The sequence below is a fragment of the Clostridium sp. DSM 17811 genome, from assembly GCF_018861905.1.
GTDB lineage: Bacteria > Bacillota > Clostridia > Clostridiales > Clostridiaceae > Clostridium_AD > Clostridium_AD frigoriphilum.
This window is the reverse complement of sequence record NZ_JAHLDU010000024.1, coordinates 1-24,382: the sequence shown is the minus strand read 5'-3', so window position 1 is coordinate 24,382 and position 24,382 is coordinate 1. Positions and strand designations below refer to the sequence as shown.

Genomic DNA, 24,382 nt, shown 5'->3' with positions numbered 1-24,382 from the left:
CCTGACTATTACATATACTTACTAGCGAGTCCCATTACTGCTTCCTCTGTAGCATCTTTTCCATCGATAATACCCGAAAGATGCCCCTCACACATTACCATTATTCTATCAGACATACCTAAAAGTTCAGGCATTTCAGAAGATATCATTATAATACTTTTACCTTGATTTGCAAGTTCAGTAATAATTGTATAAATCTCGAATTTTGCCCCTACATCAATACCACGTGTTGGTTCATCAAGAATCAATATCTCTGGCACTGTAAGAAGCCACCTTGCTAGTAAAACTTTCTGCTGGTTACCACCAGATAAATTTTGTATAAGTTCTCTAAATGAAGGTGTTTTAATATTTAACTGCTTTATACTCTTATTCGAATCATCCTTACGCAATTTGTCATCTAAAATCTTCACTTTACTCAAATATTTTGACTGATTTGCGACAACAATATTTTCCAAAATTGATAGTACTGGAAATATGCCAGTCGCACGACGTTCCTCGGTAAGTAGAGCCATGTTATGCTTTTTTGCGTCCATTGGCGACTTAATTTTAACTTCTTTATCATTTATAAAAATTTTGCCTGACTCCAAACTTCTAAGACCAAAAACCGCTTCCATAACTTCTGTTCTTTGAGCTCCAACAAGTCCGCCTACACCAAGTACCTCACCCTTTCTTAAATTAAAAGAAACATCTTTAAATGATCTTGGAAATGGTGAAGTAAATTTTTCAACCCTTAATATTTCCTCTCCAGGTACATTTTTTCTTTCTGGAAATCTATTAGTTAAATCACGTCCAACCATTTTTTTAATTATCATATCAATACTTAGTTCCTTAGCTTCCCAAGTACCTATCATTTTTCCATCTCTCATTACAGATACTTCATCTGAAATTTGAAGAATTTCTTCCATTTTATGTGATATGTAAATTATAGCAACACCAGTCTTTTGTAAATCACGAATTATTCTAAATAAATGTCCTACTTCAGTTTCAGTAAGAGATGATGTAGGCTCATCCATAATTATAACTTTTGCATTGTAAGAAACCGCCTTTGCTATTTCCATCTGTTGAACTGTAGAAACCGATAAATTTTCCACTATTGTATTAGGATTAATATCTAGTCCAAGTTTTTTAAAAAGTTCTTTAGTATCTTTGTACATTTTTTTCTCATCTACTAATTGAAAAGGTCCAATTCCATGCATTGGCAACCGTCCAAGCCACATATTCTCCATTACATTTCTAAATTTAACAGGATGAATCTCTTGATGAATCATTGCAATTCCAAGATTTAGAGCATCCTTTGAACTATTTGTTACTACATTTTGGCCATTTAATAATATTTGTCCAGAATCCTGTGTGTATATACCGAAAAGACATTTCATAAGAGTAGATTTGCCAGCACCATTTTCGCCCATTAGCGCATGTACTTTTCCAGGACTGACCTTCATCGTTACATCGTCTAATGCCTTTACACCAGGAAATTCTTTGGATATGTTATTTAATTCCAGCAAATAATTATCTTCCATCATTTTAACACCCCCTGTATACATTAAAATAGATAATCTCATTAATAAACCAAAGTACAATAAATTTCTATTGCACTTTAGTTTATTTACAAACATTTAATAATTTATAAGTATATAAGTTTATTTAGCATCACTCATATTTGCTTTAGTTATTTGTTTGTAGTCTATCCATACATATTTTTTATCTGTTAATGTATATCCAGCATTTTCACTAGTTGGTACTTTACCTTCAGCTAGCAATTTTGAAATATTAAAAGTAGCAATTCCTTGATTTTTAGCATCATTTAATACTGTTCCAAGCATAGATCCATCAGCTAAAGCTGCAATTCCTGGAGCTGTAGCATCAACACCAACAACTGGCATATATTTAGTGCCTTTAAAGTATCCAGCAGCTTTTAATGCAGATATTGCACCAAGAGCCATATCATCGTTATTTGCGAGTACTGCTTCAACTTTATTACCTTTAGCGGCTAAAATTGATTGCATTTTATCTTGTGCCTTAACACGGTCCCACATACCAGTATCTGTAGCTACCAAATTAACTTTTATTCCTTCTTTAACTATTTCAGCTATTGAAGCTTTAGTTCTGGCAATAGCATCAGGGTGTCCTGGTTCACCAGTGATCATAACATAATCCATAATTCCATCTTTATTCGTGTCTGCTTTTGGATTAGCTTTCCAATATGCAGCTAATATTTTTCCTTGCATTATTCCTGACTGTTCAGGTTTTGCTCCTACATAATAAACCTTATCCCAAGTATTCATATCAGAAGCTGATGGCATACGGTTAAAAAATACAACTGGAATGTTAGCACTCTTTGCCTTAGTAATGATAGCACCTGCGGATGCGGAATCAACAGGATTAATTTCTAGTGAATTTACTTTTTTAGTAATAAACAATTCTATTTTTTCATTTTGCGTAGCAGATGAATTTGTACTATCAACAATTTCCACCTTTGCTTTAGCAGCAGTTGCAGCTGCAGTTATTGAATTACGAACACCAGTTAAAAAAGTATCATCAAATTTGTAAATTGTACATCCTATTGACACACTTTTAACCTCACTGCTTGTAGTTGTAGTTGCAGTTTTACTCCCACTTGAACAACCTGCTAACATAGAAGTAACCATTGCTGATACTAGAATCATTGTAATTGCTTTTTTCATGAATTTCCCCCCCGATTTCTAAATGTAAACGTTGACTTGACTTAATAATACCATCAAAAATATTTAATATTAATACAAAATACTACTGTGATATATTAAAATTCCACGTTGTTTTTACATTTAATGGTATAGGGTAATTATTTATATGCTTGCTCTGCTTCATCAACGTTATCCTTAATTATGATAACGTAATGAATACGTACAGACTTATCACTATTTCCCCTCCAGGAGGTTCCGCTAAATATATTTTTACCCTTTGCAACATTTGCAACTAAATCAATTATTGCTTTACCTTGACTATTGGCATCATTCAATACTGTACCAACCATTTTACCTTCTTTTATCTTTTTAATAGCAGCTGGAATAGCATCTATTCCAACTACAGGTATAAACTTATTACCAGATAAATATCCCGCTTTTTCTAAAGAATCTATAGCACCGAGTGCCATAACATCATTATTAGAAATTACAAATTCTATTTTATTATTAAATTTTGATATCCATGCATCCATCTTGTCCTTAGCTTTTGCCGCATCCCACATAGCAGTTGCTTCATCAAGCTTTTCTACAGGAATACCTGCCTTTTTAATTTCATCTAAAGCATATTTGCTACGTGCCTCTGCATCTGGATGTCCTGGTTCACCTTTAAGTAACACATATGATAACTTTCCATCATGATTTTTGTCCCATTTACTCTTATTTTGATTCCAAAGATCAACTATCATTTTTCCTTGCAAAATTCCAGCTTCCTTCGAATCTGTACCAACGAACCATGCTTTGTTATAGCTGTTTAAAACTGATGATTCAGGCTCCTTGTTAAAAAATATAACAGGTAAGTCCCATGCTTTTGCTTTATTAATTACAATTTGTGCAGCTTTTGGATCCACTAAATTTATTGCTATTGCCCGTACTCCATTTGAAATCATTTCATCTACTTGCCTAAGTTGTATGTTCTGATCATTTTGAGAATCATTTACATTCAATGCAACTTTCCCGTATGATTCATCCTCCATTGAATTTAATATATAAGACATAAATTCATCATCATATTTATAAATAGCTGCACCAACTTTAGGAAGATCAGTCTTATATCCGACCTTTGAACTAGCATTATTGTATATATACCATATAAAAATGAAAACCACGCTAATCAATATGAAAACTATTATATTTTTTTTTATATTCTTCATTAGACTTCTCCCTATATATGTATATCTATTGTGTGAATGGAAATAATATTTTTTGGTATTTTGGTAAATACATGTTATTCCTATCTATTACGACTAACCCTGTGTCAACATATTTTGGTATTTTCTTTCCTTGCACGGTCAAAACTGCATACTTAACAGCTAAATACCCCATACCAAAAGGACTCTGAGTAACAATGGCTTCTATAACTCCTTTTTCTAAATATTCTATTTCTTCTGGAGTATTGTCAAATGTAATGACATTTATTTTACCTGCAAGTCCCAATTCATCAATCGCTTGTGCTACTCCAATAGAACTTATATAATTTAATGCTATTATCGAATTGATCCTTTCACCACCTAAAATAAGTTTTTTTGTAAGTACCAATGCACTCTCTGAATCGGGGGCAACAGGTTCCTTGTATACAACCTTCATTTCCGGGTGTTTTGAGATTATCGACATTAACCCATCTTCTCTTTCCTTATTATTACTTGATTCTTTAGTAAAATTAATAATTGCAATTCTCGAATTTACATTAGATAAAGAAATAAGTTTTTCACCTGCTATTTTTCCAGCTTTAACATTATTTGTAGCTATATAACTATTTATTTTATTACTACTTAGTTTATTATCTATGACTAATACAGGTATTTTTACACTTACAGCTTTTTCAGTTACATTTACAATTTTATTATTGTCACCTAATGCCAATATTAAAGCATCTGTTTTTCTTTGAATAGCATCATTTACAAGGCCTGCCTGCCCATCAATATCGGTTTCATCTTTTGTTGACGTAAAATCCACCTTTACATTAAATTCTTTAGCAGCAACTTCAGCACCCATTCTAACATTTTTCCAATAATCACCATTTTGTGTTTTTAATATTAATGATATTTTTTTAGGATCATCATGATTCTTTGTGCTTAAATTCACAATTCCAAATAAAAATGGTGAGATAAGAAGTATAAAAATCAAAATAAATATTGAACTATTTTTTTTAAACATAATACATACTCACCGCCTTATTCTTTTATAAGAGGCAGCCAGATTTTAATTGTAGTGCCCTCTTCAATTTCACTTTGTATTTCAAGCCCATATTCCATTCCATATCTTATCTGAATTCTCTCATGCACATTTTTAACTCCAACACCTGAACCGCTATCTGTTTTCACTCTATACTCAAGTAGATGCTTTAATTTTTCAGGGTCAATTCCAAGGCCATTATCAGATACTTCATATAACAACTTACCATTAGTAATGGAAACAGATATTCTTATAAACCCTTCATCTACCATATACTCAATGCCATGGTAAATTGAGTTTTCTATGAGAGGTTGCAATATTAACTTTGTGGTTTTATACTCTAAAACCTCCTCTTGCGTTATAATTTCAAACTTAAATTTATTTTTATATCTAATCTTTTGAATTATCAAGTAATTTTTTGCATGTTCTATTTCTTCACGAACTGTAATAATATTTCTCCCTCTACTTATGCTTATCCTAAATAGTTTAGCAAGAGCAGTTACCATTGTTATTACACCGTCATTTTTCCCATTTTCAGCCATCCATACTATTGAATCTAATGTGTTATATAAAAAATGTGGGTTGATCTGTGCTTGCAAAGCATCTAACTCGCTTTTTCTTTTTGCTTCCTGTTCCATTACTATTTGTCCCATAAGATACCTAACTTTAGAAATCATCAAATTAAATGCTGTGGCTAATCTTTCCACCTCATCTTCACCTTTAACATCAATGTATATATTAAATTCTCCTTCTTCTACTCTTTTCATTGATTCCTCAAGTTGCTTTATCGGATGTGATATTTTAGCTGAAATAAACCCAAATATAAATATAACTAATATAATACAAACAAACAAAATCCAGCCTATAAAGTTTGTACCTGTTTTTTTTAAATCAGATATTTCTGACATATATGCTACCGCTACAACTTTCCAATTTGTATAATTGACCGTCTTAATTGTAACTAATTTTTTTCCTTCATCTGAATCTTCTATATAGCTACCCAAATAATCTTCACGTTTCTCAGACTTTAATCCAATGTTAATTAGTTGTTGTTGCGGATGATATATTATATTATTATCAGAATCAACGATATAAATATAGCCTCTTTTCCCTATTGATATATTTTGGCATAGCTGACCTATTGTGCTATAATTCATATCAACTAAAAGCACACCATGAACTTTTTTAGTCCCACTATAAAAATATATACCTCTGCTTAATGAAACAACCCAATCATGTTTTCCATTAAATAGATTTTGTACATGTGGTAGTGAAAACTTTATGTTTTCTGATTTATTTATTGCCGATTTAAACCAATCCTGATTTATAATATTCACTTTGTCCTTTAATATTAATGATGGAGATCCAATTATAAGTTCACCTTTATCTGAAAACACAGCTACACTGGTTATATCTTCTCTAATAGTTTGTATTACATTCATTTGATCTTGTAACTTACTATTGGGAATGTTTTCATTCAAATAAATATTTTTTTCTAATAAATTCGATACTTCCTTAGTACTTTTTAGATAGTACTCAATATTAGAATTAACTTGATTGACTAATTGTTTTGTACTTAACGTAGCGTTATTCTCAAGCAAATTTGAAGATTTATTGTAAATCAAAATCCCAACAAAAAGCATAGCAAATACTGTAATGAGTGTAAATGATATTGTAATAATAAATTGTATCCCTCTTACTTTAAAGGAAGAGACTACAGTCTTAGATGGGTTATTTAAAAATCTCTTAATCCTATTATTCAAAATTCCACCTCCTCCTAGCTATTAATAATTTTTTATTAATTATTTCTATACTCAGATGGAGAAATTCCAAATTGCTTTTTAAAACAATAACTAAAATAATTTGGTTCTGCATATCCTACTTTGTATGCTATTTCAAAAGACTTCATCTTTGTGGTCTTTATTAGATCCTTCGAAGCCTCCAGTCTAGTCTTCGTTAAATAATTTATAAAAGTCATTTTCGTTTCTCTTTTAAAAATAAAACTAAAATAAGTTGGACTTATATATAGATAACTACAAATACTATTAATGTTTATACTACTATCACTATAAAATTTATTTATATATGCCTTACTTTTTTCAACTAAAAGCGTACAACTATCTTTCCTGTCCTTTATAATATAGTTCATTATTTTTATAGATATATACTCAAACCAATCCTTAACCTGATTCAAATCATTAAATCCATATAGTTCTACAAATAAATTATAATTTTCTCCAAAAACATATGTCATATCTACATTTAAACTCTCCGCTGTTTTAATTATAGTTGTGAGAATTTCTAATAAATATATTTGAAAATGTTTAAATGGAGCCTTTGCATCTACAAGTTGATAGAATAAATTATCTATTGTTTTAATAATTTCTACTTCTGTTCCTACTTTAATGGAGCTTCTAAGGTCATGTTCCATAATTTCATCAAAAACTATTTTTTCTTTACTACCTGGCTCAATATCTTCTATCCAAATAATTCGATTTTTACCCATAATAAATCTATAATCTAATGCATAAATAGCATTCTGATAGGAATCAGCTATACTTGATACTTCATTTACAATTGTTCCAATACCGATTGTAATCGTAATTTCTAAATACTTTTCTATACTCTGTCTTATCTCTTCAAGTGTAGATTGAATTTTATTAAAAATACCATCCCTATCCTCTTCTAAAAATGGACTAATTAATACAATCAGATTATTATGCATAAACACAATACCCCTCCGGTTTTGGTAAACGATTTCTTCGATTATATTAAAGACTGCGAATTTGGTCAAATCTGTTTCATTACTGTTATCCATTTTCAAGTTTTGATGTGTAACTTTGTAATCAATATTTATAACCGCTACAACAAATCGATTCCCATTTAAGTTAATATCATAATTTTTAACTTCCTCTTGTATTTCCTCCTTATTTAACTTACTAGTAATTAAATAAGTAAGAAATTTTTCTTTCAATATGGGCAAACTCTTTATATAATATTCCTTAAGAACTTCCACATCCTCTTTTTTTAACATCTCATCATCTATCTGCCCTTTAACCCTTAAAAGTACCTCAATTAATTCTTTTGAAGAAACAGGCTTTAGCGCATACTCAACAACATTTAACTTTACAGCATTTCGTGCATATTCAAATTTATCAAATCCAGTTAAAATTATTATCTTAATTGTTGGAAACCTTTTTTTTAACAACTCCGAAAGTTGAAGTCCATCCATAAAAGGCATTTTAATATCCGTTATAACTACATCTGGAGTAAATATTTCTGCCATTTCCAAAGCTTCTCTACCATTTTCGGCTTCCCCCACTAGTGTAAATCCATATAACTCCCAATTTATTTTTTGTATTATACCATTTCTTACTTCTTCTTCATCATCAACTAAAATTAGTTTATACATATTCTCCCCCAATGTACCACCTATACATATTAAATAATAATATACATAACTGTTCTATATTGTATTTATTATAACATGTTTAATTTTAAATTAGCAAACAAATTGAGACGTGAATCAAATTCACTTCTCCATTTGTTTTTCAATTTATTTGTGTTTTTAAATAACATATTTCCATATATTCGTCCTTCTCGAGTTGCCTTATGTATTCATATTCTTTTATATACATAAATCTAATCTTTATTTCCTTTTGGTCTAAAATTTGCTTCTCCTCATTATGAATATTTCTTGTAATTTTTTCTGCCTCAATTAACCTATCATTCCCATTATTAATTCTAAGCTTATATATACTTATATCGCTCTTATCCCAATATTCTAAATGCATCGCTTGCAATATTATACTTCCACAGTTCGAGCATTTTATGTATAGTTGTTGTCTAACTTTTTCAATAGTTACTTTGTTATTATCACAATTTTTACATACTATAGTTCTAAACATATATAATCACCTCAACTATTTTTATGTTATAAATCAGAAATTTATAACATAAAAATAACACCCATTTCTGAGTGCCTTTAATTCTTTTTATATCATTTTCATACTATCATTTTTATTAATTCGTCATATTGTTCTCTAGTTAACGATATAATTGTACCTCGGACTTTTATACCATTCGAAAACTTATCTTTAAGAATATCATTTTGCCTTACTTCTTCAATACTTATAGGAAACTGAATATCTTTAGTTTTTATTACATCGATTACCTGTATTCCATCTTTATTTAAATGCATTTCTCCCGTTATTTTACCGAGCGCCACAAGTTCTCTTTGTTTTCCTGAATTATATCCAATAACTAAATCTCCAACCTTTACCTTTGAAAAATATTTTCTAGTCCCTCCTTGTTCATTTTTTGAATTCCATTCTTCCATCTGGCCACTTCCTAAGCTTTTTGTCCAGCTCCAAGGATTTTTATCATCATGAGGGTTCGCATTTATCCACCAATAATTCATATTAACAACTCCTAATTATTTTTTAATGTGTAATAATTACTTTTTTATTGACTATTAAAATCACTTTTCGCCATTTGTATAGTAGGTAAAATAAGCTCCAAGGATATACCCCAGAGCATCATTAACTTCTCTTTAATTTACAAAGTATTTTCATCTTGTTCACCCTGCTAAGCTTCTTGCTCGACTCATTATACCATAAATTGGAAATGATTGTAGTTGTTATTTTACTTTATAGCGTATTATATGAAATTTTCAACATTTTCATTATTTTTCATCTTATACATAGCAATTAGAAAAAATGCTAGTGCAAAGGCTACAAGTATTCCAAGTAGCGGAGTAATAGCTACAAACGGTTTTCCGTTTTGTAACTGCCTAATGGCATCTAATGCCCATGTTTGTGGTAAAAAGTTGGCTATTTGCTGCATATATTTAGGCATCAGATCAATTGGCCAAAAACATCCGGATAACATACAAGTTGGAATTATTATTAATGTACCCATAGTCCCTGCTTGTTTTGTCGTGGTTGAAAAAGCAACTACTAAAATCCCTAACGTTACGCAAACAAGTCCAAACAAAACGAGTATGCAAAGTAGCTGCAAATCAGGTACCCCAGTAGTTAATTTTAGAATATACTTTGATGCAAATATTACTAAAATTGATTGCGTTACCATTATGCACATATTAGCAAGTATATTTGCCCCAATATATATTCTGCTACTAACTGGAGTTGTAAATATTCTAAAGTAGGTTTTCTCTTTCTTCTCCTTCAAAATAAGACCTGAAGTTGTAGTGGCACCTTGAAGCATTAACATTATTAGAAAACCTATACTCTGAACAGTCTTTAATTTATCCCTGGATTCTTCCTTAACTATATTTTTATGCACTGTAAGGGTCTGAACCTTAAACCCTTTATAAAGTTTATTAAATGTTGCCTTATCTCTTCCAGATGCCTTTTCAAGCATTATGATACTTTTCACATAATAATTAACGTAGTTTTGAACCCAAGAGGTAGCCTCTTCGCCTTTAATTGAAGTTATTTGTATTTTCCCTATTGTTCCATTTGAAATATCTTTGTCAAAGTCAAAAGGTATTGTAATTACACAATCAACTTTACCTTCTGCAACAAAATTATTTATGTCCTCTTCATTAACCTCTTGGATTTTAAATTTATCCTGCCGATTTAAATCAGCAACAAAATCTTTAGATATTACCCCCTTTAATGCTTTATTATTTATTCCTACTCTTATCTTTGGATCCATTGATGAATAAGCGGACATAACAAAAATAACAATTATAACTGGAAGAATTAAGTAGACTATAATACTAGATTTTTTTCTAAACGTAATCTTTAATGTATTAAGTGTCAGCAAAAATAAATTTCTCATATTAAACATTCTCCTTTCTAAATAACAAGGAAGAAATAAATAGAAAGACTACTGCTATGCTTATATTAATAATAATCGCATATGGCACCTTACTATAATTATTATTATAAATCACATCAAATATCGATCTATTAACCCATCTTACCGGTGATAAATAGGTTATTGCTTGAAAGGTCTTACTTCCAAAACTATCTACGCTCATATAACTCCCCCCGAGGAATACCATTACGGGTATCATGAAATTTAATACTCCATTTGCCACATTTTCGTTTTTGAAAATAAAACCAAGTCCTACACCTATGCTTATCGCCATTATTATCTGGGAAATAAAAATCAATAACACAGTAGATATATCGTTTCCCCAATTTGAATGAAGAACATATTTGCTAAATAAAATAACAATAGCAATTTGAAGAATTGTACCTATAACTCCCCCTATTGTTTTTCCTATAAGAAACTCATATTTTTTAACTGGACTTATCAAAATTCTATCTCTAGTTTTTGAATTTTTTTCACTGGCAATTCCAAAAAGTCCAGTCATTCCTGAATACATAATTATCAGTGCTATTTCTGCTATTGTATAATAATCTAAAGAAGATGGCTGAACTGCTTTATTAAGAGAAGTTATTGTAGAATAATTCGTTCCTTTATCACTTATCAAACTATTGATTATACTTGGATTTACTTTACTAACATCCATAATCACATTAAATTCTTGTACGTATGTGGATAAAATACTTTCAACTACACCAGCCTTAAGGGTTTCTTGTCCACTCTTATAAAACTCTATTCTATTATTACTTTTCATTTCTATAATTGCGTCATACTCTTTAGATACTAATTTTTTCTTAGCAGAATCTATATCATCCATTTTTATGAATTTTATTTTAAACTCTTTTTCTTTTTCAATAAAGCCATTTCTAAAATTATCAGAGGTATCACCTGCTCCCTCAATACTATATAAAACTTTAGGTGTACCAATATCAATAGAACTATTAAAACTTGAGCTAAATGCTGCGCTAAGCACAGCTATTAATGCTATTGGGAATAGTATCATCATTGCCATTGATTTTCTATCTCTAAAACTATGTTTTATTTCCTTTATAATTATAAAAATAATATTCATTTTATCACCTCTAATCCCTTAACTTTCTACCGGTCAATGTTAAAAATACAGTTTCAAGATCAGGCACTTTATTTTCAATATTTCTAATAGGAATAACATTATCTGTGAAATATAAAATTATCTTATCTAAATTATTAATTTCCTTTAAACTATCAATCTTAATTTTGTTTTCATTAACTATAACACCTGTAACTCCCTTTATTTCCTTTAGCTCTTCTTCCTTTATTACCTTGCCATCAATAACTGTAACCTCGACAGTATTTTTGTCTGTAACAATAGATTTGAGTTCTTCTTTCGTACCCGAAACAATAACCTTTCCGTGATCAATAATGCTTATCATCGTAGAAATTGCTTCTATTTCCTCCATATAATGTGTTGTATAAATGATTGTACATCCAAGCTTATTTAATTTGACTACAGATTCAAGTATATGATTCCTTGATTGTGGATCTATACCTACCGTTGGCTCATCCATTATTAAAAGCTTAGGTGTATGGGCAATCGCACATGCTATATTTAATCTTCTTTTCATTCCCCCAGAAAAGCTGGCAGGGAAACTCTTAGCTTTGTCTTCTAGGCCTACAAATTCTAAAGCTTCAATTGCTTTTTTATTTAATTGTTTTCCTTTAATACCATAAAGACTTGCAAAAAACTTTACATTCTCAAAGCAAGTTAGATCTTCATACACTGCTATGTCTTGAGGTACTACACCAATATTCATCTTTGCACTCGTTGAATTTTTTTTATTATCTATTCCAAGTATGTCAATAGAACCTTTTGTTGTTGTTATTAAACCACAAATCATGTTTATAATAGTACTCTTCCCTGCCCCATTAGGTCCAAGTAGACCGTATATTTCCCCTTTTTTTATGGAAAAATCAATATTATCTACTGCTGTAAAACCTCCAAACTTTTTAGTCAATCCCATTATTTTTACAATATCCAAAATAATACCCCCTTAAAACTCTCTATATTTAATCATCTCTATACTTTTATTATATAAAAAAAAGACTTCCACTATAAGTATAGAAAGTCACTTTTTTGATATGACAAAAGTCATATTCTAATTATTCCCACCTTTTAAATAATAAATAGCAATCTGTGTTCTATGTTCAAGGCTAGTTTTATTTAAAATTGATGTAATGTAGTTTTTCACAGTACCCTCTGAAATAAATAATCTTGCTGATATCTTTCTATTTGATAATCCATCAGCAATTGCCTGCATTATCTCCATCTCTCTTTTAGTAAATAAATCCTTATCTAACTTACTACTATTATCACTATTATCACTATTATCACTATCTCTTCCTTTTAACACTTTATCTATTATACCTTCCTGCATAACCATATTACCACTGTTTACTACCTTTATTGCAGCTTTAATTTTATCTGGAGAATTATTTTTAAGAATATATCCCTTGGCACCATAGCGAATTGCTGCATTTATATATTCATCTTCATCAAAAGTAGTAAGAATAAGGCATTTAGTTTTCGTCTTTAAAGAAATTTCCTTTATGGCCTCTACACCATTGAGTATTGGCATTCTTATATCCAAAAGTGCAACATCTACTTGATTGTTTAAACAATATTCCACTGCCTCTAGTCCATTTTCCACGCATCCCATTACAATAAATTCTTCGTCTAACCCAATTATTATTTTGAGACCTTCCCTTATCAATGAATCATCATCAGCAATTAAAATCTTAATTGGCAATTTAACACCATCCTTCCACACCCATTGTTCTTTATATAGGGAACAGCATAATTACTGAAAACCCACTATAACCATCAAAAATAACTTTCCCATTTAGATTCATAGTTCTTTCTTCTATCCCAGATAACCCAAGTCCTTTCTCTATTCTAAAACATCCTATTCCATCATCCTTTATTTCTACTTTTATTAAAGTATTAAGAACTTCCACATTTACCTTAACATTGCTCGCTTGTGAATATTTAATTATATTGGTAAAAACCTCTTGCATGTTGTCACAGATGACTTTCCACTCAATATATGTTATCTTATCTAACTCATTACTATAATACAGTTTTGCATTGATTTTTCCTTTATTTTTAAACTCATCTACAAGTAACTTAACCTTATTTATACCTAATTGTTCAACTTCTGGTTTAATATTCTTAAGCGTAAATCTTATTCTCTCCATACCCTCTCTAAGTACATTTATTGTATTTTGAATGATAAGTTTGCTTTTATTACTATCCTTGTCCACCAGAAGTTTAGCCGCCTCTAGTTGCATTAAACTACCTGAAATGCTATGACCTAATTTGTCATGTATTTCTTGAGCAATATTATTTCTTTCTTGCAATTGCGATGTATATATAATTTGTTTTTTGTATTCTATTTGATCATTTAACTTTGCTCGCAACTCATAGTTTTTCTCTTTAAGAGAATCATTACATTTAGTAAGTTTTTCTATTGTTCTTTCACTTTCTAAAATGAAATAGTATGCTACTAGACTAATTAAAGATGGTCCGAGATATTCGTATATCATAATCTTATCATTAATAATAAAAACAGACATTATTAAACCACTCAAAATATATACAAATTTTATTTCACCTATAAATATTTCATAAAAGTTTATTGGTAAGAATATGAAAAATATAGGGGTAACAAGATAACTACAAAGTAAAAGTACAAAAACAGATATACATAAAAAAACAAGTTTATGTCCTCTACTTGAAGCTAGAGCCTTGCATACATTAATAATCACATAAATTAGTAAGGATATAACCACTATATAGTTACTAAAAAGATAATTAAAGCTTCCTTTTACAAATAAACTACTCACACAAATTAGTATTATTAATTTGTTTATCAATATCCAACTTTCCATAATCTCACCTCTACCTAGTACATAATAACATAAAAAACTCCGAGTTATTCTCAGAGTTACTTTAGCTAGACATATTTTCTATTAATGTTTTGCAAATAAAATCATGAATAAATATCCGACAACTCCACTAGTATATTTTCATTTTCACTTCTGACATTGCTATTATATAACTTACTTTCATGGGATATCTTTGCAGTTGGTAGCAATACTGTAAACTTACTTCCTTTTCCAAATTCGCTTTGTGCCTTTATGCTACCACCATGGAGTTCTACAATAGCCTTAACCAAACTTAAGCCAACACCAGTCCCTTCCGTATTTCTTGAAAGCGATTTATCTACTTGCTTAAATCTATCAAATATCATTTCTAAATGCTTCTCTTCAATTCCAATACCATTATCTTTAACTGATATTTCAACAAATTCCTTTCCATCCTTAATATCTACAAATATTTCATCACCTATATCCGTGAATTTTATAGCATTTGATATAAGATTTAATACTATTCTCTCTATTTTTTCTGTGTCACAAGCAATAATTTTTTCTTCTACATCCGTATCAAAAATGATTTTTAAACCTTTACTATCGGTCAATCTAGTTACAGACATCACTATTTCTTCTACAACTGTTACTATATTACTATTTGATAAATTCAATTTAAAGAATCCTGCTTCAATTTTTGATAAATCAACTATGTTATTAATAAGCTTAGATAGTCTATAAGAATTTTGCTTAATTGATTCTATATATTTAATTATTTTGTCCTTTTTATCATCCAGTGATCCGTTCTTACAATACATATCAAATAGCTGAGCTGTTGAAAAAATAACATTTAACGGTGTTTTAAGTTCATGCGATATATTAACAAGAAATTCTCCCTGTACTTTATTCGCAATAATTAACTCTGCCGCTCTTTTACCTTTCTCTTCATTTTGAAAGGTAAGCTCTTTATTTGCAATAATTAACTCCGCTGCTCTTTTTTCTTTCTCTTCATTTTGATAGGTAAGCTCCTTATTTGCAATAATTAACTCCGCTGCCCTTTTTTCTTTCTCTTCATTTTGATAGGTAAGCTCTTTATTTGCAATGACAAGTTCTGCCGCCCTGTCTGCTTTTTCCTCGCTTTGATAAGCTAATTCCTTATTCGCAATTACAAGCTCTGCCGCCCTGTCTGCTTTTTCCTCGCTTTGATAAGCTAATTCTTTATTTGCAATTACAAGTTCTGCTGCTCGTTCCGCCTTTTCTTCACTTTGATAAGCTAACTCTTTATTTGCAATAATTAGTTCTGCACCATGGTCTGTTTTTTCTATATCATTAAAGTTAAACTCATTGCTTGCAATAATTAGCTTTGCTATACTAGATACATTTCTCATATTCATAATCCCCCATCTGTGCTAATAATTAGATCATAACAATATTTTAATACTAACGATAATTTTATATTCTAAAAAACATGCTATAATACCATATTAACACAATAAGTTACATTTTAGTATGTTTATGTTTGCTTTATATATAATAAAAATAATAAAAGGACCTGCAGAAGTAGCACTAAAAAAATGTCTCCTCTACAGATCCCTATTCTATTTTCTTAAGGTTAGTCAATTATTCTTACTCTCACATTCACAGATATAATCTAGTCTTTCCATTTTAAAATTTGATTGTGCCAATATTTCCGGCCAGATTTTAACTACTTGGTATAATTTCTTCTTCTTATCTTCTATTAGTTTATTCCAAGAGACAAGTGTCGGATCAGTTTTTAGCGTATAATCTTTAACTGTTCCATACTTCCACCCACTCCTTTTTTTAAGATGGTATAGTCGTGTATATTCCATTTCAGCTAACACTTCTAATTCTTTAATTGTAAATTCATTAAATGTCGGTTTATCTTTAACTGAAACAACATCATAATTAATTTTAAGTAAAGCATTAGGAATATCTTTAGCTTGATTACGGTTAAACTTTTTAAAATCTTCACTAAGATCCTGCCATGTCATTTTAATATTTCCATCCAACTTACTGCTATTTTCATATATAGCCATCGCAAGCCTTTCAATTTTCTCACTATAAAATGCATCATGCATTAAATGACGTAAAAATTGTTCTTCATCTACATGTAGTTTTAACTGTTCTTTAGATGGTAGATCAGATTGTTCCCATTTTGTAGCATTAGTTAACATACTCATTTCAAGTATTGCTTCCATAGACCTTGATTCATGCTTGTACCTTGGTATTTTGAGAAGCGCCCTTAATACTCCATTATCAATTTGAGTCTCTTTTTTATCATTTATGAGATGAGGAACTTTTCTCTCTAACAGTGAACGTAGAAGCATTGCTCTTCTAATTATAAATAACTGATCCCTCTTATCATCAGTTTGATTTGGTCCAAGAATATTTACATATCCTCTTAACCTACTTATAAAATCAGGACCTTTTGCGCTTTTAAATTCAAGTAAAAACTGCTTTTGTTCTTTTTCATTTTCAATGTTTTCTCCACAAAACCCTTTAAATGTACTGCTCGTTCCGCCAGCAAATACAAAAATAGCTTTCCCAATAGGGTGAATAGAATCCCCTTCTCTAAATATACCATCCTGCATTGGTGCCAAGAAATATTTTAGCCATCCAAGTTTTCCTTCAATAAAAGAATCAAATTCGTCAAAAAATACTAGCGGTATTTTATCTTGTAGTGCAATATCACGTACTTTATGAAAAGCGTTTACTAAATCAAGCGGTGTACTAAATTGGGACAAATTAAAATCAAGCTTAGTGATTATATTTGACGCAATGCTATTAGCTACTTCAAGTATTCCAAAAGATTTTCCAGACCCTGGAGTACCGAAGACTGCAATGCATAGTGGTCTAACTGTATTTTTAGTTGAGATATACTCAAGCATAAGATTTTTAATACTCCTATAGCTTTCTATTTCAGCCTTATCCACTGTAGTTAATTTTCCAAACTGCGCTATTGGTATAAATTTAAGTGCATTCTTTACTCCATTTTTAACAATATCATAAGCTATTTCTTCTAGATTAGTAGAACTTTTATCCTTTAAAATATACCAACAAGCACGACAATTAGGATTAGGTGAAGATGGCACTATTACATCCTGAACATTCTCCCTAAGTATAAAATCGTCTTCCTTTTCAATAAATATAGCAGGACTTGGAAATGGAGATTCAGAAACATCCCCACCAAAACCCTCTATAAAACATTTTTGAGCTGAAATAGTACCTTGTCTTATACCACTATTTATTGACTCTGTTAACTCCTCGTTCTCTTGAATCCCCGAAACTATAGCACTTGCAAGACCTGCAACAAAAGAAGATGTAAGCCCATACATTTTGCCTTGAGATTCTTTAATAAAACCACCTTCAAATTCATATGGAATGAAATACAATTTAACTTCTGGTACACCATCAGTTCTATAGTAGATTGCGCCCTCAAGACCAAGTGGTACTATAAGATGATGACAATTAGCAAGAAAAGCAAGGTTGGGATTGTTATTAATTTGCCACACAAAGTCTTGTGCTGTTCTTTCCCAAGATAGACTTTTACTTATATTAACGCCCTTAGAACGTAAATCATCAACATTTATAATTACTATAGTATTTTCATTATGCATTTTTTGAAGATGTTTCCAGAGTATACTAGAATCAATAGGGTTATTCATTTTATACAAAACTATTGGCACTGCTTGAGAGGATTTTAAAGCTATAGGCCAAAATTCTTCACTTGAATTAAATCCATTATTTTCATCATCTAATATAATTATGTCTGCATTTGGATCATCGTTAATAATCGGAAGTAACCTGGGTTTTCCAGATGCTGGTCCAGTAAAACCCATAAGACGCTTTATCCTATAAACTTTTCCATTACTATTTTCATCATCAAATATAGGGAAACGTTCAAGTTCCGCAGTAGAACTAAGAAATTCACCTCTTTTAATTAATGCTGAATCTGGCATCCGTGGTGAGATGACAGATGCTCCAGTTGATAAAGCTACAAGTTTTGATAAAAGTAAGGCTTCTCCTGGCTTAACAGCAATATGCATATTCAAATGAGTTTGCCAATTAAGCCCCTTATCGCTCTGCGGATATATTGTCCTCTGTACAAAATTTATACATATATCTCCTGTTACAACAATTTTTATGTTTTTATTACTCATATTTAAACTCCTATTTTAATAACACCAGTATAAGCATTATCCCTATTATATTATATTTACTTTTCATTTTACCAATCATAACATCATATTTCAAGACTTTCATAGATTAATCTCATATAAAAGCCATCTATCACTTTTGGATAGCTATCTTTTATAAATTTTGTTATATTTTAAATTTCTTTATTTCATTATCTAATTTCTCAGATAATGTTTTAAGTTCACTAGAATGTTTTGCAAAATCCTCCATTGTTGCTGTTATTTCTTCAGTCGAAGCAGATACTTGCTCTGACGCAGCTGCCGTTTGTTCTGATATAGATGAAATATTCTCAATTTCTAACACTGTAGATTGTTTTTTCTTATTTACATCAACAATAGATATCTTTATCTCTTCAACTTTAGTAATCATGATATCAATTGATTTTAATATTTCACTAAATATATTTTTAGTTTCACCTACCGCCAAATCCTGTTCATTTACTACTGTTTCAGTTGATTTAATTGCATCTACCGCTGTGTTTGACTTTTTCTGAATATTAGCAATAATCCCTTTAATCTCCTCTGTTGAGCTTTTTGATTGTTCCGCAAGTTTTCTTATTTCTCCAGCAACTACGGCAAATCCCTTACCTGCTTCACCTGCCCGTGCAGATTCTATGCTTGCATTTAACGATAAAAGATTAGTTTGCTCTGTAATACTTACTAATGTCTCAGAAATAGCATTTATTTGCTTAGTGCTCTCATTCATATCTTGTATTATTTCATTAACTTCTTTAGTTGATGATTTAGTTTTATTTGATTTTTCAATTAAGGTGTCCATCATTGACAGTCCTTTTGCTCCTAAGTCTTTAGTCCCAGTCGAAATTTTATCCATTTCATTTGAATTATTACTAATTTTATCTAATCTATTTGACAAATCGTCCATCGCTAAAGCACCATCTTGAGCATTTTGAGCTTGCTGAGTTGCGCCTATTGACACTTGCTCTATTGCACTTGAAACTTCACCTATAGAAACTGTTACCTCCTCCGACATACTTGCAAGAATCGTTGAGGTTTCAGCTACCGTCTTTGATGAGTTTGTAACATTGTTCATAATTCCAGATATATTTTTTATCATAGAATTAAATGATATAGCTAAATCTTCAAATTCATCTTTTGTTGATGCTTTAATAGATACCGTTAAGTCTCCATTTGAAGCCTTTGCAAAAACATCTTTTAGATTATGAATATTATAAGCTATTCCCTTACTTAACACTAAAGACATAACTATAGAGATTAATCCCATTATCAATATAATTAATAAAGTTGTATGTATTATAGACTTAGTGTCATTTGATAGTTCACTTTGATCTAAAGTAGCCACTAACTTCCAACCTGTTAATTTATTTGTTTGATATACTCCAAATTTCTTTAAACCATTATCATCATAATTAACAAACCCACTATTTTGAGACTTTGCGTTATTCCAAAACGGTAACTTAGAAGCCGTATCTGTGTTAATAAGTTTCTTTACAGGGTGAGCTAAAACCTTACCTGAAACCTCCGAAATAAACACATATCCTGTATTTCCTAATTTCTTTGTGGATATTTGCTCTGCAAGTGTGTTTAATGTTAAATCTATTTCTACAACTCCAACCACTTTTCCATTCTTTTCTACTGTTTTTGCAAGTGTAATAACACTCTTTTTAGTCCCTTTATCTATATATTCAGGGGTTATTATAACTTGACCTTTATGCTCTAAAGCTTGTTTATACCAGGCCTGAGCAGTTGCATCATAACCAGCAGGCATTTTGTCATTAGGATATGTATTAAACTTGCCAGTGGTAGTTCCATAAGATATATCAAGTATATCTTTGTTACTCTCTGTTACGCCTTTTAATAAATCTGGTATATAATTTATATTATTACCTGTATCAACATTAATAAAATTATAATTATTTGATGTCAATGAAAGCATGTTTGAAAATCCATTTAAGTAATTAGATAATCCATTGTTTATTTCTGTAAGTGTTTGTGTACTTGTTACCGTTAATTTATTATTAAGAATTGATTTTGACTGTCTATAAGAACCAAGCCCTAGTATAATTAATGGAATTATACAAATCGATACTAGACTAATAATCAGTTTAGTACGAATACTGTTAAGTTTTAACTTTTTAGACTTAATTTTAATTACCCCCTTAACTTATTATTATTTCATATACTTACAATCTTCTTCATAACTGTAAATAAACCTTTATATTTGTATTAATTTATATAAAAAATACAAAGTTATCTATTATAGTTTATTTTTTTGTGTCTATTATAGTTTATTTTTTTGTTGACTTTACTTAATTTTAATGTTAAGATTCTTTTTAAATTAAGAATATTGTTGATGCGTTGATGGAGAGTATAATTTTTAAAACTTATGTTACAGAGAATCGATGTCCGCTGAGAGTCGATACTAAGTAAAAATTACAAATCACTCCAGAGCTGCTTTTCCGAACAAAGTAGGATAAGCCGGTTAGTCCCGATAAAAAGCTTAGGTTTTAACGAACCGAAAAGAGAGGTGTCTTTTTTTAAAGATACAATTAAGGTGGTACCGCGATTAACACTCGTCCTTGGATTTATATCCAAGGACGAGTTTTTTTATTATAAAATAATATAAATAAAAACATAGGAGGCTTATATATGCAAAACTCAGCATTAAAATCATTATCAAATCAGACATTAGAAAATCATCTTTTAGAAATTCAAAAGGCGCAGGCAAATTTAAAAGGTGTGACTTTAAAAACGGGTCTTATATACAGTGATGTATTTAGTAATGAGTCTGGAAATTCGGTTTATATTAAGCCTGAAAATCTACAAATAACTGGCGCATTTAAACTTCGTGGAGCCTATAATAAGTTATGCAGCTTAACACCCTCAGAAAGAAAAAGAGGGGTAATTGCATCATCTGCTGGAAATCATGCACAAGGAGTTGCATATTCTGCGCAAAAGTTAGGTATTTTAGCTACCATAGTGATGCCTAAAACAACCCCTCTTATTAAAGTTGAAGCCACAAAAAGCTATGGAGCAACTGTAGTTTTATTCGGAGATTGTTATGATGAAGCTTATACAGAAGCAAAAAGATTAGAGAAAGAACATAATTATGTTTTTGTGCATCCATTTGATGATTTGGATGTAATGTATGGTCAAGGTACCATAGCCTGCGAAATAGTAGAAGAAATAGAAGACATTGATTGTATTCTTGTACCTGTTGGCGGTGGTGGCTTAATTGCAGGAATTGCACTTGCAGCAAAGGCCTTGAACCCAAAAATAAAAATAATAGGCGTAGAACCCGAAGGTGCAAAAGCAATGAAAGATTCCATTGACTGTAAAAAAGTCGTCCACCTTGAAACAGTTTGCACTATAGCTGATGGTGTGGCTGTAAAGAAACCTGGAGACCTATCTTTTGAAATCATCAGAAATTACGTAGATGAAATCGTAACTGTTTCAGACTTTGATATAATGGAATCCTTTCTTCTTCTTTTAGAAAAACACAAACTTATTGCAGAAGCTTCTGGTGCCTTATCATTTGCAGGACTTAAGAAAATAAAAGAAAGAGGTAAAAAAGTAGCTTGCGTTTTAAGCGGTGGAAATATTGACGTTGTTACAATATCCTCAATGATAGATAAAGGTTTAGTTTCAAGGGGAAGACTCTTCTGCTTCAGTTTAGAAATGTCAGATATTCCTGGAGAATTAGTCAAGGTTTCAACTATTCTAGCAAGCGCAAATGCTAATGTAGTTAAACTAGACCACAATCAATTTAAAACTAATGATCGCTTTATGCAAGTCCAACTTGAAATTACTGTAGAAACAAATGGTCATGATCATGTTGATGCCATTATAAATGCATTAGGTAAAGAAGGATATAAAGTTAATAAAATATACTAATTCATTGTTTATAAAAATAGAGATAGCAAGCGCTACCTCTATTTCTTATATTATCATATGCCCCAATGTAGTATATATTGTAACCTATTTTACTCTTAATTTATAATTTATATTTTTCCAATATGCCTTCAATAAATATTCCATTTTCATAAAATAATTCACCGTCCGCAAAAATCTTTCCACCATCTCTCATATCACAAAGCATATCCCAATGAATAATAGATTTGTTAATTCCACCTGCTTCAGGCATTGAATCACCAATAGCCATATGCACAGTTCCACCAATTTTTTCATCGAACAACATATTTCTTGTAAAATTTCTAATACCATAATTGGTGCCAATAGCTACCTCACCAAAACTGCATGCTCCCTCATCAGTTTGGAGAAGTGCCTTAAGTAAATCCTCGCCTTTTGTTGCTTTTGAATTAATTACCTTTCCTTTTTCAACCTCTAAAACTATTCCTTCAATTTCTTTACCCATATAAATTCCTGGGAAGCTAAATGTAATTACTCCATCCACCCCGTCTTCAACGGGTGAAGTAAATATTTCTCCGTCCGGGAAATTTTCTTTACCATCGCAGTTTATCCACTTTCTCCCTGATATATTTACTTTAATATTCGTTCCATCTGAAATAAACTGCAGACCTTTTTTAGTATCTAGGTAATTAACCCATCTATCTTGCTTTTCACTTATCTTTTTCCATTCTGCTTCAGGGTCTTTAGCATCTAGTAATCCTGCGCCATAAACAAAATCCTCGTAATCGCTAAAGCTCATTGAAGCTTCCTGAGCGTCCGCATAAGTCGGAAATTGTGTACCACACCACCTTAAGGAACCATTACCCATCTTCTGCGAATATATTTTTCTCCAACTTGCTTCACCTTTAGATGATATTTTAAGTTTATCAACATCAATTCCTGAAAATCCCTTTGTATTTCTACTTGCCCACGCAGAGATCCAAACATCTGCCTTTTCAAGCATTGTTTTAAAAATTAAATTTTCCTCAAGCAGTTGTTTCTCACTGCTATATTTAAGTTGCACTTCCGATACCTCCGTAGATGTAAGTACAGTTTCTACATGTGCACCTGCCTTCAGTGCCTCTTTTACTACCTCCACCATCCAAGGTCTTGCGACCTCATCACAGGATACAAATACAAAATCACCCGGTTTAACCTTAGTCGAATAATTCACAAGCAACCTTGCAAGTTTATTAAGTCTTTGATCAGCCATTTATAATTTCCCCTTTCACTTATCACATTGATAACTTAAGTATCCTTATTCCTTATCACGAAAAAGAAACACTAAGATATACTTAGTGTTTCTTTTTAACATGGCGACAACCTACTCTTCCACAAGGTCACCCCTACAGTACCATGGTTGCATTGAAGCTTAACAGACCTGTTCAATATGGGAACGGGTGTTACCTTCAGGCCATAATCACCAGATGAGAATATAAATATTCTCTCAAAATCGAGCTTCATTTAAATTTGGACAAAATAAAAACACTAAGTAAACTTAGTGTTTTTTATAACCTGGCGACAACCTACTCTTCCACAAGGTCACCCCTGCAGTACCATCGGCGCATTGAAGCTTAACCTTCGTGTTCGGTATGGGAACGGGTGTTACCTTCAGGC

18 protein-coding genes, 2 rRNA genes and 1 other annotated feature are annotated in these 24,382 nt (G+C 30.9%); of the genes, 1 reads left to right on the top strand and 19 read right to left on the bottom strand.

Annotated elements, in window-relative coordinates; all coding sequences use genetic code 11:
* Positions 1-8 precede the first annotated feature (8 nt).
* The 16 genes from KPL44_RS20260 to KPL44_RS20185 all read right to left on the bottom strand — a co-directional run bounded on the left by KPL44_RS20260 (position 9) and on the right by KPL44_RS20185 (position 21,002).
* Positions 9-1,523, bottom strand: coding sequence for a sugar ABC transporter ATP-binding protein (locus KPL44_RS20260; RefSeq protein WP_367302961.1), 1,515 nt, complete (start codon positions 1,521-1,523; stop codon positions 9-11).
* A gap of 117 nt (positions 1,524-1,640) precedes the next feature.
* Positions 1,641-2,684: a galactose ABC transporter substrate-binding protein gene (locus KPL44_RS20255; protein ID WP_216253909.1), complete on the bottom strand. Its 1,044-nt coding sequence runs from the start codon at positions 2,682-2,684 to the stop codon at positions 1,641-1,643.
* A 137-nt stretch (positions 2,685-2,821) separates the two neighbouring features.
* Complete coding sequence (locus tag KPL44_RS20250; protein WP_253201866.1) at positions 2,822-3,874, bottom strand: galactose ABC transporter substrate-binding protein; 1,053 nt, start codon at positions 3,872-3,874, stop codon at positions 2,822-2,824.
* A gap of 25 nt (positions 3,875-3,899) precedes the next feature.
* A complete protein-coding gene (locus tag KPL44_RS20245) occupies positions 3,900-4,877 on the bottom strand; it encodes a substrate-binding domain-containing protein (RefSeq protein WP_216253907.1) in 978 nt (325 codons plus the stop codon).
* Positions 4,878-4,894: 17 nt separating this feature from the next.
* Positions 4,895-6,658, bottom strand: coding sequence for a sensor histidine kinase (locus tag KPL44_RS20240; protein ID WP_253201865.1), 1,764 nt, complete (start codon positions 6,656-6,658; stop codon positions 4,895-4,897).
* A gap of 35 nt (positions 6,659-6,693) precedes the next feature.
* Positions 6,694-8,307 carry a response regulator gene (locus tag KPL44_RS20235; protein WP_216253904.1) on the bottom strand — a complete coding sequence of 538 codons (1,614 nt, stop codon included), beginning with the start codon at positions 8,305-8,307 and terminating at the stop codon, positions 6,694-6,696.
* Between the two features lie 139 nt (positions 8,308-8,446).
* On the bottom strand, positions 8,447-8,803 hold the full coding sequence (locus KPL44_RS20230; RefSeq protein WP_216253903.1) for a hypothetical protein: 357 nt from the start codon (positions 8,801-8,803) through the stop codon (positions 8,447-8,449).
* Between the two features lie 98 nt (positions 8,804-8,901).
* Positions 8,902-9,315 (bottom strand): EVE domain-containing protein, encoded by a 414-nt coding sequence (locus KPL44_RS20225; RefSeq protein WP_216253900.1) that lies wholly within the window; start codon positions 9,313-9,315, stop codon positions 8,902-8,904.
* Between the two features lie 239 nt (positions 9,316-9,554).
* A complete protein-coding gene (locus tag KPL44_RS20220; RefSeq protein ID WP_216253897.1) occupies positions 9,555-10,700 on the bottom strand; it encodes an ABC transporter permease in 1,146 nt (381 codons plus the stop codon).
* A gap of 1 nt (position 10,701) precedes the next feature.
* Positions 10,702-11,826: an ABC transporter permease gene (locus tag KPL44_RS20215; RefSeq protein WP_216253895.1), complete on the bottom strand. Its 1,125-nt coding sequence runs from the start codon at positions 11,824-11,826 to the stop codon at positions 10,702-10,704.
* Positions 11,827-11,836: 10 nt separating this feature from the next.
* Entirely contained in the window at positions 11,837-12,772 is a 936-nt protein-coding gene (locus tag KPL44_RS20210) for an ABC transporter ATP-binding protein (RefSeq protein WP_216253890.1), read from the bottom strand.
* Between the two features lie 117 nt (positions 12,773-12,889).
* The gene (locus KPL44_RS20205; protein ID WP_216253888.1) at positions 12,890-13,540 is read right to left on the bottom strand and encodes a response regulator transcription factor; all 651 of its coding nucleotides are present in this window, start codon (positions 13,538-13,540) and stop codon (positions 12,890-12,892) included.
* A 31-nt stretch (positions 13,541-13,571) separates the two neighbouring features.
* On the bottom strand, positions 13,572-14,681 hold the full coding sequence (locus KPL44_RS20200) for a sensor histidine kinase (protein WP_216253874.1): 1,110 nt from the start codon (positions 14,679-14,681) through the stop codon (positions 13,572-13,574).
* Positions 14,682-14,782: 101 nt separating this feature from the next.
* A complete protein-coding gene (locus KPL44_RS20195) occupies positions 14,783-16,048 on the bottom strand; it encodes a sensor histidine kinase (protein ID WP_253201864.1) in 1,266 nt (421 codons plus the stop codon).
* A 228-nt stretch (positions 16,049-16,276) separates the two neighbouring features.
* Entirely contained in the window at positions 16,277-18,841 is a 2,565-nt protein-coding gene (locus tag KPL44_RS20190) for a Ryanodine receptor Ryr (RefSeq protein WP_216253869.1), read from the bottom strand.
* Positions 18,842-19,004: 163 nt separating this feature from the next.
* Positions 19,005-21,002, bottom strand: coding sequence for a methyl-accepting chemotaxis protein (locus KPL44_RS20185; RefSeq protein ID WP_216253977.1), 1,998 nt, complete (start codon positions 21,000-21,002; stop codon positions 19,005-19,007).
* Positions 21,003-21,205: 203 nt separating this feature from the next.
* Positions 21,206-21,440: a binding site (T-box leader), on the top strand.
* A 65-nt stretch (positions 21,441-21,505) separates the two neighbouring features.
* Here KPL44_RS20185 and ilvA point away from each other — a divergent pair.
* On the top strand, positions 21,506-22,750 hold the full coding sequence (gene ilvA, locus KPL44_RS20180) for a threonine ammonia-lyase (RefSeq protein ID WP_216253866.1): 1,245 nt from the start codon (positions 21,506-21,508) through the stop codon (positions 22,748-22,750).
* A 100-nt stretch (positions 22,751-22,850) separates the two neighbouring features.
* On the opposite strand, the gene KPL44_RS20175 is transcribed toward ilvA, so the two are convergent.
* The 3 genes from KPL44_RS20175 to rrf (KPL44_RS20165) form a co-directional block, all read right to left on the bottom strand.
* Positions 22,851-23,978: an aminopeptidase gene (locus KPL44_RS20175; protein ID WP_216253863.1), complete on the bottom strand. Its 1,128-nt coding sequence runs from the start codon at positions 23,976-23,978 to the stop codon at positions 22,851-22,853.
* A gap of 98 nt (positions 23,979-24,076) precedes the next feature.
* Positions 24,077-24,193: ribosomal RNA gene (gene rrf, locus KPL44_RS20170) — 5S ribosomal RNA — on the bottom strand.
* Positions 24,194-24,278: 85 nt separating this feature from the next.
* Positions 24,279-24,382, bottom strand: a 5S ribosomal RNA gene (gene rrf / locus KPL44_RS20165); the annotation flags it as partial.